General features: G+C 46.9%; 20 protein-coding genes. 14 read left to right on the top strand and 6 right to left on the bottom strand.

From position 1 onward, the window contains the following. Nucleotides 1-105: 105 nt before the first annotated feature. Nucleotides 106-1,287 carry a CynX/NimT family MFS transporter gene (locus FTU55_RS04280; protein ID WP_257222799.1) on the top strand — a complete coding sequence of 394 codons (1,182 nt, stop codon included), beginning with the start codon at nt 106-108 and terminating at the stop codon, nt 1,285-1,287. 43 nt (nt 1,288-1,330) lie between these two features. Here the strand turns inward: FTU55_RS04280 and FTU55_RS04275 are convergent, their stop codons facing one another. Further along, nucleotides 1,331-1,783, bottom strand: a complete 453-nt coding sequence (locus FTU55_RS04275) for a DUF441 domain-containing protein (RefSeq protein WP_034597660.1) — start codon at nt 1,781-1,783, stop codon at nt 1,331-1,333. Between the two features lie 151 nt (nt 1,784-1,934). Between FTU55_RS04275 and FTU55_RS04270 the strand changes: the two genes are divergently transcribed. Next, nucleotides 1,935-2,645: a pseudouridine synthase gene (locus FTU55_RS04270; protein ID WP_005177444.1), complete on the top strand. Its 711-nt coding sequence runs from the start codon at nt 1,935-1,937 to the stop codon at nt 2,643-2,645. Between the two features lie 20 nt (nt 2,646-2,665). On the opposite strand, the gene FTU55_RS04265 is transcribed toward FTU55_RS04270, so the two are convergent. The 3 genes from FTU55_RS04265 to FTU55_RS04255 form a co-directional block, all read right to left on the bottom strand. Further along, entirely contained in the window at nt 2,666-3,109 is a 444-nt protein-coding gene (locus FTU55_RS04265) for a GNAT family N-acetyltransferase (protein WP_163145868.1), read from the bottom strand. 92 nt (nt 3,110-3,201) lie between these two features. Beyond that, nucleotides 3,202-3,537 (bottom strand): type II toxin-antitoxin system RelB/DinJ family antitoxin, encoded by a 336-nt coding sequence (locus tag FTU55_RS04260; protein ID WP_005177448.1) that lies wholly within the window; start codon nt 3,535-3,537, stop codon nt 3,202-3,204. A gap of 112 nt (nt 3,538-3,649) precedes the next feature. After that, on the bottom strand, nt 3,650-4,552 hold the full coding sequence (locus tag FTU55_RS04255; RefSeq protein ID WP_180046272.1) for an RluA family pseudouridine synthase: 903 nt from the start codon (nt 4,550-4,552) through the stop codon (nt 3,650-3,652). Between the two features lie 128 nt (nt 4,553-4,680). Here FTU55_RS04255 and tsaE point away from each other — a divergent pair, with 128 nt between their 5' ends. The 4 genes from tsaE to hfq all read left to right on the top strand — a co-directional run bounded on the left by tsaE (nt 4,681) and on the right by hfq (nt 8,694). After that, entirely contained in the window at nt 4,681-5,160 is a 480-nt protein-coding gene (gene tsaE / locus FTU55_RS04250; protein ID WP_075166770.1) for a tRNA (adenosine(37)-N6)-threonylcarbamoyltransferase complex ATPase subunit type 1 TsaE, read from the top strand. Next, entirely contained in the window at nt 5,150-7,132 is a 1,983-nt protein-coding gene (gene mutL, locus FTU55_RS04245) for a DNA mismatch repair endonuclease MutL (RefSeq protein ID WP_180046270.1), read from the top strand. Before tsaE ends, mutL begins: the two co-directional genes overlap by 11 nt. 6 nt (nt 7,133-7,138) lie before the next feature. Further along, nucleotides 7,139-8,083: a tRNA (adenosine(37)-N6)-dimethylallyltransferase MiaA gene (gene miaA, locus FTU55_RS04240; protein WP_163145865.1), complete on the top strand. Its 945-nt coding sequence runs from the start codon at nt 7,139-7,141 to the stop codon at nt 8,081-8,083. A gap of 92 nt (nt 8,084-8,175) precedes the next feature. After that, on the top strand, nt 8,176-8,694 hold the full coding sequence (gene hfq / locus FTU55_RS04235; protein ID WP_180046268.1) for an RNA chaperone Hfq: 519 nt from the start codon (nt 8,176-8,178) through the stop codon (nt 8,692-8,694). Between the two features lie 132 nt (nt 8,695-8,826). Here the strand turns inward: hfq and FTU55_RS04230 are convergent, their stop codons facing one another. Further along, a complete protein-coding gene (locus FTU55_RS04230) occupies nt 8,827-10,125 on the bottom strand; it encodes a peptidylprolyl isomerase (protein WP_180046266.1) in 1,299 nt (432 codons plus the stop codon). Then, nucleotides 10,125-12,605 carry an LPS-assembly protein LptD gene (locus FTU55_RS04225; RefSeq protein WP_180046264.1) on the bottom strand — a complete coding sequence of 827 codons (2,481 nt, stop codon included), beginning with the start codon at nt 12,603-12,605 and terminating at the stop codon, nt 10,125-10,127. The genes FTU55_RS04230 and FTU55_RS04225 overlap by 1 nt, the downstream gene beginning before the upstream one ends. A gap of 120 nt (nt 12,606-12,725) precedes the next feature. Here FTU55_RS04225 and FTU55_RS04220 point away from each other — a divergent pair, with 120 nt between their 5' ends. The 8 genes from FTU55_RS04220 (at nt 12,726) to msbA (ending at nt 19,657) form a co-directional block, all read left to right on the top strand. Further along, nucleotides 12,726-13,739 carry an aminoglycoside phosphotransferase family protein gene (locus FTU55_RS04220; RefSeq protein WP_005177470.1) on the top strand — a complete coding sequence of 338 codons (1,014 nt, stop codon included), beginning with the start codon at nt 12,726-12,728 and terminating at the stop codon, nt 13,737-13,739. Continuing rightward, a complete protein-coding gene (gene murU / locus FTU55_RS04215) occupies nt 13,739-14,428 on the top strand; it encodes an N-acetylmuramate alpha-1-phosphate uridylyltransferase MurU (protein ID WP_168381355.1) in 690 nt (229 codons plus the stop codon). The genes FTU55_RS04220 and murU overlap by 1 nt, the downstream gene beginning before the upstream one ends. An 86-nt stretch (nt 14,429-14,514) precedes the next feature. Beyond that, nucleotides 14,515-15,147 carry a 16S rRNA (guanine(527)-N(7))-methyltransferase RsmG gene (gene rsmG / locus FTU55_RS04210; protein WP_016658229.1) on the top strand — a complete coding sequence of 211 codons (633 nt, stop codon included), beginning with the start codon at nt 14,515-14,517 and terminating at the stop codon, nt 15,145-15,147. Between the two features lie 24 nt (nt 15,148-15,171). After that, complete coding sequence (locus FTU55_RS04205; RefSeq protein WP_005177476.1) at nt 15,172-15,954, top strand: ParA family protein; 783 nt, start codon at nt 15,172-15,174, stop codon at nt 15,952-15,954. Continuing rightward, nucleotides 15,951-16,838, top strand: a complete 888-nt coding sequence (locus tag FTU55_RS04200; RefSeq protein ID WP_180046262.1) for a ParB/RepB/Spo0J family partition protein — start codon at nt 15,951-15,953, stop codon at nt 16,836-16,838. The genes FTU55_RS04205 and FTU55_RS04200 overlap by 4 nt, the downstream gene beginning before the upstream one ends. 31 nt (nt 16,839-16,869) lie before the next feature. Next, a complete protein-coding gene (locus FTU55_RS04195; RefSeq protein WP_005177480.1) occupies nt 16,870-17,502 on the top strand; it encodes a MotA/TolQ/ExbB proton channel family protein in 633 nt (210 codons plus the stop codon). 8 nt (nt 17,503-17,510) lie between these two features. Beyond that, nucleotides 17,511-17,933, top strand: coding sequence for a biopolymer transporter ExbD (locus FTU55_RS04190; protein WP_005177483.1), 423 nt, complete (start codon nt 17,511-17,513; stop codon nt 17,931-17,933). Further along, a complete protein-coding gene (gene msbA, locus FTU55_RS04185; RefSeq protein ID WP_180046260.1) occupies nt 17,933-19,657 on the top strand; it encodes a lipid A export permease/ATP-binding protein MsbA in 1,725 nt (574 codons plus the stop codon). The genes FTU55_RS04190 and msbA overlap by 1 nt, the downstream gene beginning before the upstream one ends.

The following is a 19,657-nucleotide window of genomic DNA, read 5'->3' as shown; positions in this document are numbered from 1 at the left end:
GCTACGCTATTTACTCAGGAAAAACATAAGCTGAGATGTTTTTTCAATAAATGGCAGTTACTGAACTTGATAAGCTCAAGTCACAAGATTGAAGTGAGTAAGGGTATGTCCAAAGTACAATGGTTCAGCAGGGATATTTGGATTATTTGTGCAGGTTTTGTCGCGGCGATGCATGTCGGTAAATTACCGCCAGCGGTGCCGGTATTACAGCAGGAACTGGGGATCGGGCTGGTAAAAGCTGGTTTGTTGCTGTCGCTGGTGCAAGGGGCTGGTATGCTGTTTGCACTGACCTTGGGCAGTTATGTTGAAAAAATTGGACTGAAACGCTGTGTCTTGCTTGGACTGGGCTTACTAAGCGCAGCCAGTTTGCTCGGTGGGTTTAGCCAAAGCGTCAGCAGTTTGCTGCTGCTGCGGGTAGTGGAAGGATTTGGCTTTTTACTGGTGACCTTAAGTGGTCCGGCCTATATTCGCCAGCTGGTGCCGGCAGAAGAAATTTCCGCCAAAATGGGCTTGTGGAGTGCCTATATGGGCGGCGGCATGGGGATTTCCTTATTACTGACGCCGTGGCTAATCACCATGATGGGCTGGCAAGGGGTATGGCTGATGCTAACACTACTGACCTTAAGCCTGTTTGCGCTGGTCGCCACCCGAGTGCCGAAACCGCAACAATCAACCCAGAAAATTGAAGTGTATCAGCTGATCAAAACCACGCTCAAACATCCACCAGCGTGGATGCTGGCATTGATGTTCGGCACCTATGCCGGACAATGGTTTAGTCTGGTCGGTTTCTTGCCAACCATCTATCAGCAAAACGAGATTTCCTTGACGCTGGCAGGTGCATTAACTGCGTCGGTGGCGATTGCCAATGCAGTCGGGACCTTTGCCTGCGGCATCATGTTGCAGCGCGGTTTGTTGCCTAAAACTTTAGTCCAAACCGGTTTTATCATCTTGATGCTGTGTGCCTTAAGTTTCTATATCTTTCAGGCCCAGTTACCATTTTTACTGCAGTTTGCCTGCGTGTTTAGCTTTTCGTTATTTGGTGGTCTGGTCGCCGCGGTGGTCTTTGCTCAAGCCTTGCGTTTTGCGCCTAGTCCGGTGGCCATTAGTGCGACCATTGGCATGATTTTACAGTGCTCAGCGACATCGCAGTTTCTGTTGCCACCAGCAATTGCTGCGATTGTTTCTGCCACCGGAGACTGGTTCTGGGTCGGTATTGTGATGGCTGCGTTCTCGGCAATGGGCTGGCTATTATGCCAAAAGCTGTTTCAGGCCGATGTACGTGCCTAATCGTGTATCCGTATCTCTTTAAAGCCGTGTCTGTATGAAGCGGCTATTTAGAACCAATCAATAACGATAAAATGCCGGCGGCAATTAATGGTCCGACCGGCACACCGCGCAGCAAGGCCACACCGGCAACCGTACCAATCAGCAGGCCAGCGACAATATTCGGTTGATGGCTCATCAGCTGTACCCCACGTGCACCGAGCCAGGCCACAAACAGGCCTATGCCAATCGCGAGTATGGATTTCCAGTGCATAAATGATTTCAGGATTTCATCACCGGGGATTTTACCGCTGGCAATGGGCGTTAGTACGCCAATGGTCAAAATGATAATGCCAATATTTAAACCATGCTGTTGCAAGAGCGGAAAATATACTTCCAGTGGTGTGATGCGAAACACGATTAACACCGCGGCGGCAATGGTGACGGCAGTATTGTGACTAAAAATACCGCAGGCCAATAAAATAAGCAGAACAATCAGGTTTAAATCGAGGTGTGACATACAGGCTGAACACGGTGGCATGGGAGAAAAAGAGGCCATTATTGTAGCCTTTTTCAGCGGGGCCTGCTGATAGATTCCAACTCCAGCGCGGTTTCAGTATAAAATACGCCATCTTCCATATTGATACAGCTTTCACTCCACAGGTAATTCGATGACTTTAGAAAAAATGTTGCAATCGCAAGGCTTTGGTTCACGCAAACACTGCCAGCAGCTGATTCAAAATGGTGCGATTGCCATTGAGGGTGAAGTCATCACCCAACCCAAACAGAAACTGCAGTTGCAGGGTTTAAAATTTTCGGTCTATGGGCAGGACTATACCTATCGGGAGAAGGTCTATATCGCGTTAAACAAACCGCAAGGTTATGAGTGTTCACATCAGGCCACCCATCATTTTAGTGTGTTTGATCTGTTTGACGATATTTTGCTGAATCGTGGCCTGCAATGTGTGGGACGTTTAGATCAGGACACCACCGGTTTGTTATTGCTAACTGATGATGGCCAGTTTTTACAGGCGCTGACCCATCCGAAAAAGCATGTGGCCAAAGTCTATCGCATGTACACCGCAGATCCGGTCACAGATGCGCAAATCCAGCAACTGGCAGATGGAGTCGAACTGCGCAATGAAAGCGGCATTTTTGCTGCCACCGATATTTGCCGTCTGGCCGAGCACGAGCTGGAAATGACCATTCATCAGGGTGTCTATCATCAGGTAAAGCGGATGCTAGCAGCAGTTGGCAATAAGGTGGAAAAGCTGCATCGTCAGCAAATTGGCGCTTTAAACCTGCCAGAACTCGAGTTGGGGCAGTGGATCTATTTAGATGACGCCCAGGTACAGCAGGCGCGTACCCGGATGCAGGATTAAACCGGATTTAATAGATTGGGCTATTTTAAGAAACAGTGGTAGGTCTGAAACTCATTGTCTTTAATAAAGCCCATCTGTTCATACAGTTGATGCGATTGATAGTTGTTGTTCTGGGTTTGCAGACTAATCCGTAGTGCATTGTTATGACGGGCAAAATGAATTGCGGTATCAATCAGCTGTTTGGCCGAGCCTTGACGACGATAGACCGGCGTCACATAGACATCATCCAGAATATAATAGGTGGTACAGGCCACCGAAGAAAAGCCTAAATACAGCAGGATAAAACCGGTAATCACCTCATCTTTCACATGAATAAAAATCACGCTTTCATGATTTTCAAAACGCTGTTGTAAAAACTGGTGTGAAAGCTTCAGGTTAGAAGATGCACCATAAAATTGACGATATTCATCAAATAATACGGCCAGCTGCTCGAGATCTGCTATGGTTGCGCGTCTGACAATCATCCATGACTCCCTGCATATCTTATTGTTGTCTATGCAGCATAACCAAGTTTTCAGCAGATTAAATTAAAATATTGTTTATAAATACAACACTGTTAACTTTTGTCAGTTTCACCCAGCAGGGCATTTAATTCGGCAAACAGGTCCAGATCTTCATCGTCCAGTGGGGAAGTGTCGGTGCTGACGGGCGCAGGTGTTGGTGTGGCCTGAGTATTTTGCTGTTCCTGCTTGAGCTTTCTTAACTTGATCAGCTGCTCCAGATTAATGTTCTGATTTTCGATAGAAAAAGGAATAGATTTGGTCAGAACGACCTGTTTAAAGAACAGACGAACCGCTTGTGCCGGTGTAATCCCTAACTGTTTAAACACGGCAAAAGCCTGTTTCTTTTCCTGAGAATCCAGGCGAATTTGATAAACTTCAGTTTTTCTCATGATTTTAATTAATTTAAGTGCACTTAACTGTGTAGACACATTTTAATCTAACCATTTGTAATTTCAATATTCATACACAGGAAAAATTGAAATAAATGTAATGACAATTAGATTACAGTGTCAGGTCAAATTGGGAGCTAAACGCCATTGCTGCTTTGCTGATTGGGTCCTGAAAGCAAATATCTTTGGCCAGAAGCTGTAAAGGCGCAGAAAAATCATCTTCCGTTTTATGCTGCACCTGCGGATAAAATGGATCGTTTAAAATAGCAATTCCAAGCTGATTTAAATGCACCCGCAATTGATGCTGCTTACCGGTGACAGGTTTAAGCAAATACTTTGCCAAATGACCGTTATGCGCTAACAGCTCAATATCGGTTTCGCTGTTGGGTACTCCATCCACCACCTGCATGGTATAAAACGGCTGACCTTTTTCCATGCGGTAACGGGTGGTGCAAGGAAAACTTAAATCGGCACGAAAAGGTGCAATCGCATGATAGGTCTTGCGGACCTGACGTTCGGCAAACATTTGCTGATAAAGACCACGACTGGCCGGCTGTTTGGAAAATAGCACCACGCCGGCAGTTTCCCGGTCTAAACGGTGAATCGGGGTCAGCTGTTCATTGCCAGTTTGCTGTTTCAAACGCACCAGTAAGGTTTGCTGCACATATTGTCCGGTTGGGCTCATGGTCAGAAAATGTGGTTTATCTACCACCAGCAAATCTTCATTTTCAAATAAAATCTGATGCTGAAACGGCACCGTTACTTCATGGGCCAAAAAACGATAGTAAAAACAGTGCGTATGCGCCTGAAAAGGACTGTCGATGTGTAGACGCTGACCGTGCGCATCATAGACCAGCCCATCCTGAAAGCGCGACAGCCATTCAGCTGCAGAAATATGCGGAAACTGCTGGCACAGGTAGGCATACACTGTACGTGCCGATGATGGCTGCAAGTAAACTTTGCTGGCGCTAACGCCATTAATCATCGGGGGAATAAAATCGGCAGTGGAGCTCATGAACGGGTGCACATCTCAAATTAGGTAACAAATGCTGTGAAAAAATACAGATTCTGACGCAGTCGAATAGGCTTTTAAACGGCTGCGATGCTATCATAATTGCTGTTTTGAATCATGTCGCGAGTATTATGCAGTATTCATTTTGTCTGAACCTGAACAATGAACAAGAGACCCAAAATCTGGCTCAGGTTTTGGCGGCGCATTTCCCGCGTGGGGTGATTTATCTGATTGGGGATTTGGGCGCAGGGAAAACCACGCTGACCCGTTATCTGTTACAAAGCTTAGGTCATCAGGGATCGGTAAAAAGTCCCACCTATACCCTGGTGGAGCCGTATCAGGTCAATGGTCAGGATATTTTCCACTTTGACCTGTATCGCCTGAATGACCCGTATGAACTGGAGCTGATGGGCATCCGCGATTATCTGGATACAGCAAACGCCTTATTTTTATTTGAATGGCCATCAAAAGGTGGGGATGAAATTCCAGCACCGGACCTGATTATTAATATTCTAAAGTCTGAAGATGAACTGAGCCGCACCGCAACTCTCAACTCGTCTTCTGCCGCTTTGCAACACGCTCTGGAGCAGAATTTTACCCATGTCGGCTGATTTAAGTACACGTCGTATCCGCGCGCTTGATCCGGCACTGGCCAACCAGATTGCCGCCGGAGAAGTTATTGAGCGTCCGGCTTCTGTGGTCAAAGAATTATTAGAAAATGCGATTGATGCCGGTGCGACCGAACTGATTATCCGGGTGGAACAGGGCGGCAGTACCCTGATTGAAATTATTGACAATGGGCGCGGCATTCATCCTGAAGATCTGCCCTTGGCAGTGATGCGTCATGCCACCAGTAAAATTCAAACTGCCGATGACTTGCATGCCATTGTCAGCCTCGGTTTTCGCGGTGAAGCGCTGGCGTCCATTGCCGCAGTATCGCGTTTAAGCCTGATCAGCAGCCAGACAGATGAAGGGGTGGGCTATCAGGTTGAAGTGAATGGCACGGCTTTTGATCATCAGGAGATTGTGCCGGTGGCTGCGTCGAAAGGAACCCATATTCGGGTGCAGGATCTGTTTTTTAATGTGCCGGCACGCCGTAAATTTTTAAAAAAGCCGGGTACCGAATTTGGCCATATTGAAGAAATTGTGCGCCGTCTGGCACTGACGCATTTTGATATCCGTTTTGTGCTGGAACATAATAACAGCATCAAGCTGAACCTGCCGGTTGCTGACAGCGGCGAGCTGCGTTTTCAGCGTGTACAGCAATTGCTGGGACGACAGTTTACCGAAAATGCTTACTGGATTGATGCCGATAGTATCAGCATGCGTCTGTCGGGCTGGTTGGGCCATCCTTCCGATGCGCGGGCACAGGCCGATTTACAATATGTCTATGTAAATGGCCGGATTGTTAAAGACAAGACCATCTCACATGCGCTGCGCATGGCCTATGATGGTATTTTGCATGGTCATCAGCATGCGGCGTATTTGCTGTTTCTGGAAGTTGAACCTGAAAATATTGATGTCAATGTGCATCCAACCAAGCATGAAATCCGCTTTTTAAACCAGCGTGAAGTGCATGAGTTTGTGCGTCATTATGGCAAAGAAACCCTGGCACAGTTCCAAACCGCCAGTGCCGACTTGGCCACGGCCATGAAAACTGAAACCTCGGAGCCGGTGTTTGCGGCGCAGCCACGTTATCAGGAACAGTTCCAGCTGCATAAAGCAGCCGAAGCCATCGTGCCAGGATCTAATCAGGCGGCACCAGAATTACTGACAGATTTTAGCGATGCCCGCCCGCAAAGTGTGGATTATGCATTGCCACAAGGCCAGAAAATGGCCAGTGGTCAGAATACCGGTTATAGCAATGGCTATACCGGCTCACAGCAGCTGAACAATGCGCTAAAAAGCTATCTGGCACCGTTACGTGAGCTGGATGAATCTGCATTGTCCAGCCCACAGTCGGCCGCAGGTGATACGCAGCCAGCTCCGGTAGATGAACATCCGCTTGGGATTGCCATTGCCCAGTTACACGGAATTTATATTCTGGCGCAAAATACCGAAGGCTTGATTATTGTCGATATGCACGCGGCGCATGAGCGGATTTTATTACAGCAAATGAAATCGGCTTGGGATAAGCCGGAATTCTGGACCTCACAGCAGCTGCTAATTCCTAAAGTGATTAGCATTAGCCGGATGCAGGCGATGCGGATTGAAGAGCTAAAACCGCAGCTGGCACGTTTAGGGCTGGATCTGGATCAATATGGTGATGAGCAGGTGATTGTGCGTGGGGTGCCGGCGATTTTGCATAAGGCCAATTTTGATGCGCTGATTCCTGAATTGTTGAATGATCTGGACCCGGCCGATGAAGCACAAGCGCTGCTACAAAAACGTGATCAGATTCTGGCCGGCATGGCCTGTCATGGTGCCGTGCGTGCGCATCGTATGCTCAGCCTGTCTGAAATGAACGCCTTGCTGCGCCAGATGGAACAAACCGAATTTGCCAGCCAATGTAATCATGGCCGCCCGACCTGGCGTGCCTTTCCATTGGCTCAATTAGATAAACTTTTTGCTCGAGGAGAGTAGTGGTACATGTCAAATCAATTGCCGGTCATCAATTTAATGGGACCTACTGCAAGCGGTAAAACTGCTTTGGCGTGTGAACTCTATGAACTGGGGCATTTTGAGCTGATTTCAGTCGATTCCGCTTTGGTGTATCAGGATATGGATATTGGCACCGCCAAACCAAGCAAAGCCGAGCAGGCGCGTTATCCGCATCATCTGATTGATATTATTACCCCTTTAGAGGTGTATTCTGCTGCGCAGTTTGTAGAAGATGCCTGTGCTTTAATTGATGATATGCATGCGCGTGGCAAAACCCCGATTCTGGTGGGCGGAACTATGCTGTATTTCAAGGCCTTGCTGGAAGGGTTGTCCAGTAATTTGCCAAGTGCAGATTATGCGGTGCGTGCTGAAATTGAAGATAAGGCAGCACGTGAGGGCTGGGAAGCCGTGTATGCCGAATTGTGCGCAGTAGATGCTTTAGCCGGACAGAAATTTAAAGTCAGCGATAAGCAGCGGATTATCCGGGCCTTGGAAGTGTTCAAGTTAACCGGCCAGCCCATTACCAAACTACAAGCAGAACAACCCAAAAATGTACCATATCGTTACACTTTTCATAATCACGCCTTGCTGCCAGATCGGGTAGAATTACATCAACGTATAGAAAAACGATTAGAAATAATGTGGTCAATGGGTTTTTTGAATGAAGTAGAAAAACTTATTGAAAAATACGATTTGGATGAAAATTTACCCTCTATGCGCTCTGTTGGATACCGACAAGTTTTAGAATTTCTAAAGAAAAGTGATAAAAGTCTCAATAAAAAGCACGAAATGGAGGATAAGGCCCTATTTGCAACACGACAACTTGCAAAACGTCAATATACTTGGCTCAGATCGTTGCAGGAGTCGCATAAAATTCAAACATATTTTACGATAAAGCAGGCTCAAGAAGACTTGCGAAACTGTTACGGATAAAGCAAAATTTATGAACTGTCTTTTTTATAAATTTTAATTGAAAAATAAAGATAGTTTTTGCGCTGATTTTTAATTATTTTTGGAGTTATAACATGTCTAAAGGTCAAACTTTACAAGATCCGTTCTTGAATTCTCTCCGTAAAGAACGTATTCCAGTTTCTATTTTCCTTGTAAACGGTATTAAATTACAGGGTCATATCGAATCTTTTGACCAGTATGTGGTGCTATTAAAAAATACAGTAAGCCAAATGGTTTACAAACACGCGATTTCTACAGTTGTACCTGCACGTAATCCACGTCCTGCTGGTGCACCTGCTGGTGCTCAAGGCGCTGGTGGCTTCGGTGGTCAAGGCGGTGGCTTCGGCGGCGGTCAAGGTGGTGGCTTTGGCGGTCAAGGCGGCTTCGGTGGTCAAGGCGGCGGCTTCGGTGGTCAAGGTGGCTTCGGTGGTCAAGGCGGCTTCGGCGGTCAAGGTGGTTTCGGTGGTCAAGGTGCTGGCTTCGGTGGTCAAGGCGGCTTTGGCGGTCAAGGCGCTGGCTTCGGTAGTCAAGCTGCTGGTTTTGACAACGACTCTAAATTTGAAGATTCTCAAGAAGATGACAACAACCGTTAATCAATATTAAGGGCTTAAGTTCTCTTATAAAAAAACCGCTGAATTCAGCGGTTTTTTTATTGCTATTGATGGCAAGATGAAAAGCCAGAATTAAAAAAACCAGTGCAGGCACTGGTTTTTCATTTTTAAGACCTAGTTGTTTTTACGGTCCAGGTTTGGATCTTTAATATCGACAAAGGCATTGCTGCGAATTTCACGTAACCAGCTGTCCAGTTCGGTATCAAACTGACGTTCACCTAAAATCTGGCGTGCCATACGTTCCTGATATTCGCGGGTCATATCCTGCTGACGTGTATCTGTCACCTGTAGAATATGCCAGCCAAACTGGGTTTGAAACGGCTGGCTGATTTCACCTACCGGGGTGCTTTTCATTTGCTGTTCAAATTCAGGCACCATCACCCCTGGGCTAACCCAGCCCAAGCTACCGCCATCACGGGCAGAGCCAGTATCGGTTGAGAAAGTACCGGCCAACACTGCAAAATCTTCACCGGCTTTGAGGCGGTTATGCAAACTGTCAATCATGTGCTTGGCATTTTCTGGGCTCACCACTTCTGTTGGCTGAATCAGAATATGACGGGTTTGATATTGTGGGACCAGCGCGCGCTGTTCACCGGCTTTACGATCGACCAGTTTCAGCACATGAATACCATCATTGACTGCAATCAGCTCAGTGGTCTGACCGACGTCAAGTGCACTTACACGTGCAGCCAGTTCAGCCGGAATTTCAGAAAGGCTGCGGAAACCCATATCAGCCGATTCAACTTTGGTGGCAGCTGTGCTGAACTGCTTGTTAATGGCATTGAGGTCATTGCTGTTATTCAGTGCAGTTTTAACCTGTTCCGCGGTGGCCTGTGCATTTTCACCGGATACGCGCACATGCAACACATGCGCCTGACTGCCTAAAGCGGCCTGACCTTGCGGGGTTTTCAGGAAGTTATCGACATCCTGATCGCTAATTTTAATTCGCGACATCACGACTTGCTGACGCAGACGGTTAATTGCCAAATCTTCAGCAATACGGTTGCGTAAAGAGGCATAGGTCCCCGGTGCAATACGGTCGACTTTCTGCTGGAAATCTTCCAGACTTTTGCTGCCATTTTGCTGGGCCACACGCATCACCGCTTCATTTAATGCTTTTTCATCAGGTTTGATGTTGTAACGTTTGACCTGTTCCAGCTGTGCCTGACGCACGATCAGTTGTTCTAAGGCTTGTTGTTGTAAATATTGGGCCGGTGGCACGGTTTTGTTTTGTGCCTGTAATTGTTGCTGCATTTCGGCAGCGGTTTGCGCTAAATCACTTTGTAGGATGACACTGTTATCCACCACGGCCACGACCTGATCTACAGTTTGTGCAAAAGCAGGTGCAGCTGAAGAAATACATAAAGCTAAGGCAGTGGCTTTAAAAAATTGTTTTAACTGTGGTGTCTTCATTAACGTTGTGTCCAAGTTTGATTAGTTCTATTAAACCCTAAAATACGGTTTTCAAGTAAAGATGCAAGTTTATTGTTGAAACTGCCGAGGCCTTTCAGGTTTAATTCGGCCATGATGGCGCGTTTCGGCTTGACGTTGTGATCGGAGACATCATCCAGATCATTATAATAAGAGCGGCCGTAGACCGAGATGCCCCAGCAGCAGGATTCATAGTTCACACCGAGTAAATATTCACGGGCGACGCTATTGTCCAAATCGTATTGGGCATGACCCAGAATACGCCAGTTGTTGTAGACCGGTTGAATGAACGAGGCCACCACCTGATCATAATGATCCTGACGGTTTGGAATATGACGACGGTTAATATAGCCGACATTGTATAAATTGCCTTGTTCACCGGTATAGAACAGGTGCAGATCGCGCTGGGCATTGTCACCGTTTGACATCCAGGCGGCATTGGCACCAATATTCAGGTTTTCGGTTAACTGGCTGGCCAGACTCACTACCGGGCCGGTGCGGCTTTCGGTATCAAAGCTGTCTGCAGTATTTTCCAAGGTCACACGGCGATCTTCAAAGAAGAAGCTTTGACCCAGGCTGGCACGAATCCGCTCTAAACCTACTTCATCAAACAGGCTGTAGCTTAAACCGAGTGACAGGAAGTTGTTGTCTTCCAGGCGGTCATGACCATAGAAACGGTACGGACTAAACAGCTGGTCATAGTTAATGGAAGCGGTGGCTGAATCAAAGTTTGGATGGCCATCCTGATTCTGATACGGTGCATAGGCATAGAAGGCACGCGGGGTAATGGTTTGCAGGAAGCGGCCTTCTTTTTCAAAGGTCAGGCCGGCGTCCAGGGTAAACTGCGGTACTGTTACCGATTTATTTTCACTTGAGCTATTGGTCAGAGTACCGCTGTTATTGTCATAAAACGCGATGGTGTCTTTATCAAAGAAAGTATTGACGTTGCGAAGTGACACTTCTGGAATTACAAAAGACCACGGGTTGCGGTAATTATAACGTACTTTAAAATCGTTATAGATACGGGTACCGCTTGGCTCATACGTATTTAGATCATTGGTATGACCTTCAAGATGGTTGATATCTTTTTTGAAATAAGCAGTATCGTGATTGAATTCAAGCTGGAAACCTTGAGGATTCCCGGTTTTATAGTTCAATAAGAACTGTGGTAAACGCGCATACGGACGGTCTTCATCTGGAATAGTTGGGTCCAGCGTCTGGAAATCTTCAACTTTTAGCTGCGCTCTTAAACCCGGAATGCCATTGCGATAATTTAGTTCCCAGGCGCGGCGTAAGTTCAGGTCGGTTCTGGAGTTCGGGTTGTTGTTTAAGTCAGCAAAATAGTCTTTATCTGAAGCGTAGTTATATTCCAGATTGGTATTGAACTGCTCGTTAATCTGCCAGTTATGCAGAAAGTGAAAATCCTTACGATCTTCATCATTGTATTTATTGTCAGAGGCCAGGTAGCCGCCCCAGATCTGACCCTGACCAAAATTCTCGGTCAGATAGCGGAATTCACCTTCCAGCATCGGGCCGCGGTCACCAATATAGCGTGGTGTCACGGTGGCATCATAGTTTGGAGCCAGGTTCAGGTAGACCGGTACCGCCAGTTCAACCCCACCATCATTGGTAAAGCCAAAGCTTGGGGTCAAAATACCGGTAGTACGACGGTCATCAATCGGAAAGTTAAAATATGGCACCGCCAGCACCGGTACATCTTTTACATACAGCTTGGTGCTACGGGTTTCACCGCGACCGGTTTCCTGATTTAGCTTGATTTCATCGGCCTGAATTTTCCAAGTCGGTGCCTGTTCAGGCGGGCAGGTGCTATAGGTGGCATTGTTCAATACCAAGGTATTGGTTGAAGTGCGGGCAATCTTTTCCGCCATGCCATGTGCGTGCTGTTCTTCTGCAATATAGAAGCTGTTGTGTAAATCGCCTTGCTGGGTTTTCAGGTTGTAATTGATCTGGTCGCTTTGCGCCAGTAAACCGGCTTGCGCCATTTGTACCCGGCCTTCGGCACTGGCATAGGTCTGGGTCTGGTCAATGGTAATTTTATCGGCACGAATCTGGCGGCCTTGCTGGTCAATTACCACATTGCCTTCTAAAACCGAATCCCCATTAGGATTATAGTGACCATAATCAGCGGTAACGGTCGAGGTGGCTTCTTCAGCAGCAACGGCCACGGTGTCCGGGCTAATTGGCGTGACCCAGGCGCCTTGACAATAGGCTGAACTCAGCTCTTGTCCAAAACGCTGCTGGGCTTCCGGCGCGGTTTTATCGACATAATACTGTTCAAAAAACGACTGGCCCGGATAAGCATCCTGAATGCTCTGTTTGAGTTGTTGATTGGTGATGGATGAAGCGGGCTCTGTGGTCTCTGCATGACTGCTCATCGCGTGTCCACATAACAGGGTCAAGATCGCAGTCGCTAAAGGATTAAATTTAAACTGATGCTTCATTTGTCTCATTAACCAAGAGTGCTTAATCGCAATTAATTATTGTCGCATCATAGAGAAAAAGCGCAGAAGTAGCTACACTTAGCACTTTAAAAACTCAGCCTGTATTAGAATTTATTGCAAATGAATACACAACGTGAACAATTGATACAAACATGGATTACATCTGTACTCGGTTCAGATCAATTTGAAACTCATTTTTTAGCAGGCGATGCAAGCTTCCGTCGTTATGCACGAATCAAATTGAATAATAAAACATTTATGCTGATGGATGCACCACCAGAAAAAGAAGATTGTGGTCCTTTTGTGACGATTGATGAATTTTTTGATGCGCATGGTGTACGCGTGCCGCATATCATCGCCAAAGATCTGCAGCAGGGCTTTTTGCTACTGGAAGATTTTGGTGATGTATTGCTCTCGACCCTGTTAAATGAACAGACTGTCGATGACTACTATGCACAAAGCTTTAAGCAGCTGATCCAATTGCAGTCCATTGCTGGCGAAGGCCATTTCCCGGACTATTCCTATGAAAAACTGATCAGTGAAATGGAGCTGCTCACCGACTGGATGTTGCCCTCATTACAGATTCAGCCAACCGCAGAAGAGAGCGCGTTAATCAAGCGTACCTTTGCTATTCTGGCCAATGCGGCTTTGGCCCAGCCACAAGTGATTGTACATCGTGATTTTCACAGCCGGAACCTGATGAAAATTGCAGGTGAAACCGAACTTGGGGTGATTGATTTTCAGGATGCGGTAATTGGCGCCGATACCTATGATCTGATTTCAATTACCCGCGATGCCTATGTGCAGTGGAATGCAGATCGTGTCTATCGCTGGTTTAAAACCTTTTATGATTTGTTGCCAGAAAGCGCCAAGCAGGAGCGTGATTTTGAGCAGTTCAAGAAAGACGCCGACCTGATGGCGATTCAGCGTCATATCAAGATTCTGGGTATTTTTGTGCGCCTGTTCGAGCGTGATGGCAAATCGGGTTACTTAAAAGATTTGCCGCGCGTGATGTGGTATCTACTGGAAGAATCGCAGCCTTATGCCGAATTGCAGCCTTTTATGCAGTTTATTCGTGAAAAAGTTATGCCGGCATTTGAAGCCAAATATGGCCGTTATGAGGTAGCTGCCTGATGAAAGCCATGATTCTTGCTGCCGGTTTAGGTAACCGGATGCGTCCTTTAACCTTGCATACGCCTAAACCCTTGCTGGAAGTGGGCGGTAAGCCGCTGATTGTTTGGCATATCGAAAAACTGCAGCGCATTGGCGTAACCGAAATTGTGATCAATACCGCCTGGCTGGGTGAAAAACTGGCTCAGGCTTTGGGGGATGGTAGCCAGTTTGACGTTAATATTCTCTGGTCGCATGAAGGCGAAGGTCTGGAAACCGCAGGCGGGATTATTAACGCGCTGCCGCTGCTCGGCAATGAGCCCTTTATTCTGGTCAATGGCGATGTCTGGACCACCATGGATTTTGCGCCATTATTGTCGGTACAGCTAGAGAGTCAGCTGGCGCATCTGGTGCTGGTAGAGAATCCGGCACAGCATCCGCAAGGCGATTTCACCTTATCGGAACAAAAAGCCTATACCTTTGATCAGGGTAAATCGGGTGAAAATCTGACCTATAGCGGTATTGCCGTGATTGATCCGCAGATGTTCCAGGGCCTGGAAGGTGGCAAGCGTCCACTGGCACCGTTATTGAAACAGGCCATGCAGGATGAAAAAATTGCCGCCAGCAAATTGCAGGGTGTCTGGGTAGATGTTGGCACTCCTGAGCGATTAAATGCACTGGATCAACAAATTCAGCAAGGTGTGTACGCTTAAGTGCATATTCACTAAGCACTCGCTGCTGTGACTTGGCAGATAAATCGGTATACTTTCAGCTAACTTTTTCGAGACGTTCATTGTTTATGCATACGTTTTTTCAGGAACTCAAGCAGGGTAGTCAGGCCTTGGGTTTAGAGCTCAGCGATGAGACTTTAAATTTATTACTCCAATATCAAGATGCTTTGGTGCTATGGAACAAAGCGTATAACTTGACCGCAATTCGTGATCCGAAAGAAATGCTGGTCAAGCATTTGCTCGACAGCCTGAGTATTCTCAACGATTTACCTGCCGGCCGTTTGCTGGACATTGGTACCGGTGGCGGTATGCCGGGCATGATCATTGCCTTATGTCAGCCGGAACGTCAGTGCGTGTTGCTGGACTCGAATGGCAAAAAAATCCGTTTCTTGAAGCAGTTTATTGCCGATCTGAAACTGCAAAACGTGGTGGCGGTCCAAACCCGAGTCGAAAATGAAGACAGTATCCGTGAGTTAGGCCAGTTTGATGTCATCACCAGCCGTGCCTTTGCATCTCTGACCGATTTTGTGGCGGCATCAAAACCGTTTATGCATGGACAGAGTATTATTGCTTCCATGAAAGGTCTGATTCCGGCCGATGAGGTTGAAGCATTGAAAGATGAGTTCAGCTGTGAAATTATCGAGCTAAAAGTTCCACGTCTGGACGAACAGCGTCATCTACTTTTATTAAAACATATTTAATTCATTCTAAGGATTGGGGTTACCATGGCACAAATTATTGCGATTGCGAACCAGAAAGGTGGTGTCGGTAAAACTACAACCGCAGTAAATTTGGCAGCATCGTTAGCTGTTTTGAAAAAGCGCGTTTTACTTGTGGATATGGATTCACAGGGAAATGCCACGATGGGTTCTGGTATCCAAAAAAACGACCTTCTATATTCCATTACCGATGTGTTGCTGGGCGAAGTGCCAATTGAAACGGCCATTACCAAATCGGAAGTGGGTTATAAGGTTTTAGGTGCAAACCGTGATTTGTCCGGTGTGGAACTGGCTATTGCCGAGCAGGAAGGGCGCGAGTTTATTCTGCGTGATGCACTGGGCGAAATTGAAAAAAGTTTTGACTACATTATTGTCGATTGTGCGCCAAGCTTAAGCTTAATTACCGTGAATGCGCTGGCTGCGGTACAGGGCGTGATGATTCCAATGCAATGTGAATACTATGCGCTGGAAGGTCTGGCCGATTTAACCCAGACCATCGACCGGATTCAGCAGGCGTTGAACCCAGAGCTGGAAATTATTGGCGTGCTGCGGACCATGTACGATGCGCGTAATGCATTAACCCGTGATGTGTCTGAAGAGCTGCAGCAGTATTTTGGCAAAAAACTGTATGACACCGTGATTCCACGTAATGTGCGTCTGGCCGAAGCACCGGCGCATGGTTTGCCTGTAATTTATTTTGAGAAAAGTTCAAAGGGTGCAGTTGCTTACCTGAATCTGGCAGCTGAAATGTTAAAGAAAAGCAAAGTGAAAAAAGGAAGTAAAGCATGACCACAAAAAAACGCGGACTCGCCAAAGGTCGTGGTTTGGATGCCTTACTTGGGTCGATCCAGAAAGAAAAATTACAACTTGAAGCCCAGTCTTTGGATCATGGTCAGCTAAAACAGATTGATGTGCATTTATTAAAACGGGGTGAATATCAGCCACGCCGTTTTATCCATGAACAGGACTTACAGGAGCTTGCCGCCTCGATTGAAAAACACGGGGTCATGCAACCTATTGTGATTCGTCCGATTGATGACGAACAGCATCCGTATGAAATTATTGCTGGTGAACGTCGCTGGCGTGCCGCACAGCTGGCGGGACTCACCGAAGTTCCGGCAATTGTCCGTGACCTGACCGATCAGGTGGCGATTGCACTGGCTTTAATTGAAAATATTCAGCGTCAGGATCTGAATCCGATTGATCAGGCCATGGCCTTGCAGCGCTTCCATGACGAGTTTGGTCTGAGCCATCAGGAAATTGCCGACACCGTCGGTAAGGCACGAACTACGGTCAGTAACCTGTTGCGTTTGTTGACTTTAACTGAAGAAGTTAAAGACCTGATGCAGCAAGGGCTGCTGGATATGGGCCATGCGCGCGCCATTTTGACCTTAAAAGCCAAAGATCAGCTGAAAGTGGCTGAACTGGTGATTGAAAAGAGTTTGTCGGTCCGTCAGACCGAACAGCTGGTGCGTGACTGGAGCGCACCAAAAACAGAAAAACCAAAAGCAGAACCGGCACCGGATATTCAGCAACTGACACAACGTCTGTCAGAGCGTTTCAGTGCCAATGTCAAAATTGATCATAACAAGCAGGGTAAGGGGAAGCTGGTGATCAGCTATCACTCCTTAGAAGAACTAGATGGTATTTTAAATATCTGCTTGGCTGATTAATTTTTATTGTAGATTTATTGGGGAAAATCGAATGTGGGAATTGGTAAAAGCAGGCGGCTGGCTGATGCTGCCGTTACTGTTGTGCTCTGTGTTTACGCTGGCCATCAGTATTGAGCGTTTTTTACGTCTTAAGCGTGCCGGTGTGGTGCCGAAAGCCTTGCAATTACAAACCGGACAGCCGGTGCAAGGCGTGTTACAGCAGTTGCAGCAATCGGAAAATTTACAGCACAGTACTTTGGGCCGAATCTTTATGGCTGGTGCGCAAAATAAACACCAGTCTGAACAGTTTGCGCGTGCGCAGATGGAAGCGACAGCCTCTCAGGAAATTGGGTATCTGGAAAAAAATATTAATTTCCTCGGGACTTTAAGTGCTGTAGCACCGCTGCTCGGCTTATTGGGGACCGTTCTGGGGATTATTGAATCTTTCCTGATGATTGATATCAGTTCAAGCAACCCGACTTTAATGATTCCGGGGATTTCCAAGGCGCTGATTACCACCGCAGCGGGTATGCTGATTGCGGTGCCGGCCTTATTTGCTTACCGTTATTTCCAGCGTCTGGTACAGGAATATGTGGCCGAGCTGGAACAGCAGGCGACATTGTTTCATGCTGCGCTGTTTCATCAAACCCAGATTGTTGATGAAGACATTAAAAAAGCAGGCTAAGGTGACCTATGAAATTCAAACGCTCGCAAGTGGAAGATATTCATATTAACCTGACGCCAATGATTGACTGTTTGCTATTTATTCTGGTGTTCCTGTTGCTGTCTACCAGTTTTAACCAGTTTAGCCGGATGAACCTGACCTTGCCGGAAGCGCAAGGGGTGCCACCGAAAGCCTATGACCAGAAAGTCGAGGTGGTGGTCGATGCCTCCGGGCATTATTCGGTCAACGGGCAGGCGCTTTCCAGCAAGGAAGTTGCTGATTTAAATACAGCAATTAAACAAATTTCCAATGATCGACGTGATTTAATGTTTATCATTGCGGCAGACGCGAAAGCTTCTCATCAGGATGTGATTCGTGTCATGGATGTTGCGGGACAACTGGGTTTCGTCAACATTAACATCAGTACGAAAGTACCAACTCGAGGCTATTAGTGAATCCGGATTATAAAGTCTACCTGCGTCTACTCGGTTATTTAAAACCTTTCTGGGGAATCGCAATTCTGGTTGTGTTGGGTTTTGCCATCAATGCGGCGACTGAAGTTTCAGTGGCCAAGTTGCTGGAAAAAATTATTACGGCAATTCAGGAAAAAGACTACACCTTCACCCACCTGTTTCCTTTTCTGGTGGTGTTGCTGATGTTTTTCCGTGGTGTCGGCCTGTTTCTGGGCGGCTACTATACCGCGGTCATTTCACGTAATCTGGTGTTTAATGTGCGCCAGGAAGTATTTGCCAAATTGCTGCGCTTACCGTCGCAGTATTATCTGGACAATACCAGTGGCCACATTACTGCCAAAATCATGTATAACGTGGAGCAGCTGACAGCGGCTTCCACCGAATCTTTGCGTACCTTGCTGCAACAGGGTTTAATTACTATCGCCTTACTTGGTTACCTGTTTTATAGCAACTGGCGTTTGACCATTTGTATTCTGATTTTCGCGCCGCTGATTGGCCTGTTAATCCGGAAAGCCGCCAAGCGTATGCGTAAGCTGTCAATTCAGGTGCAGGATACCATGGGTGATGTGAACCACGTGGTGCAGGAAACTGTAAACGGCAATCTGGTGGTGAAAGGTTTTGCCGGTCATCAATACGAGCAGGAACGCTTTAAACAGAACTCACTGGAAAACTTGCGCCGCGGCCTGAAAATGGTAGCTGTGCAGCAGCTCAACAGTCCGGTGGTACAGCTGATCATGTCGATTGCACTTTCCATTGTGATCTGGATTGCACTGCGCCCGGAAATTTTACGCGATACCTCAGCTGGTGAATTTGTGGCTTATATTACTGCTGCCGGGATGCTGAGCAAACCAATTAAAGCGCTAACCGATATCAACGAAAAACTGCAACGCGGTATGGCGGCGGCGCATTCAGTATTTGAACTGCTGGATATGCCGGAAGAAAAAAATACTGGTACCTTAACTCCAGCCTTAAAAGGCAATATTGAATTTGATCAGGCCAATCTGGTCTATGCCGATGGCCATCATGCCATTCATGACTTTAGCCTGAATGTTAAAGCCGGTGAAACCGTGGCACTGGTCGGACGTTCAGGGGCGGGCAAAAGCTCACTGGTTAATTTGCTGGTGCGTTTTCAGGAATTATCTTCAGGCCAGATCAAGCTGGATGGGCTGGATATTCATCAGATTGAACTGAATAGCCTGCGTACCCAAATTGCCATGGTCAATCAGCAGGTGGTGCTGTTTAACCGTACCGTGCGTGAAAATATTGCGTATGGTCAGCTGGAAGGTGCGTCGGATGAAGAGATCATCGCGGCGGCCAAAGCGGCGTATGCGCATGATTTTATTATGGCCTTACCACAAGGTTATGACACACCACTCGGTGCGCAGGGTTTAAACCTGTCCGGTGGTCAGCGTCAGCGTATCGCGATTGCCCGTGCCATTTTGAAAAATGCGCCGATCCTGATTTTGGATGAGGCGACCAGTGCATTAGACAATGAATCTGAATACTTTATTCAACGTGCCTTTGATGCAGCGATGCAGAATCGTACCACCATTGTCATTGCACACCGTTTATCTACCATTGAAAATGCCGACCGTATTGTGGTGATGGATCAGGGGCGTATTATTGAGCAGGGTACCCATCAGGAACTGTTAAACCAGCAGGGTGCTTATTATCAGTTGCATCAGCGCAATTTCGAGGAATAA

The sequence above is a fragment of the Acinetobacter sp. YH12117 genome (genome assembly GCF_013418865.1).
Taxonomy (GTDB): Bacteria; Pseudomonadota; Gammaproteobacteria; order Pseudomonadales; family Moraxellaceae; genus Acinetobacter; species Acinetobacter indicus.
Note: the sequence above shows the minus strand (reverse complement) of the source record. Positions and strands in the feature narration are given on the sequence as shown.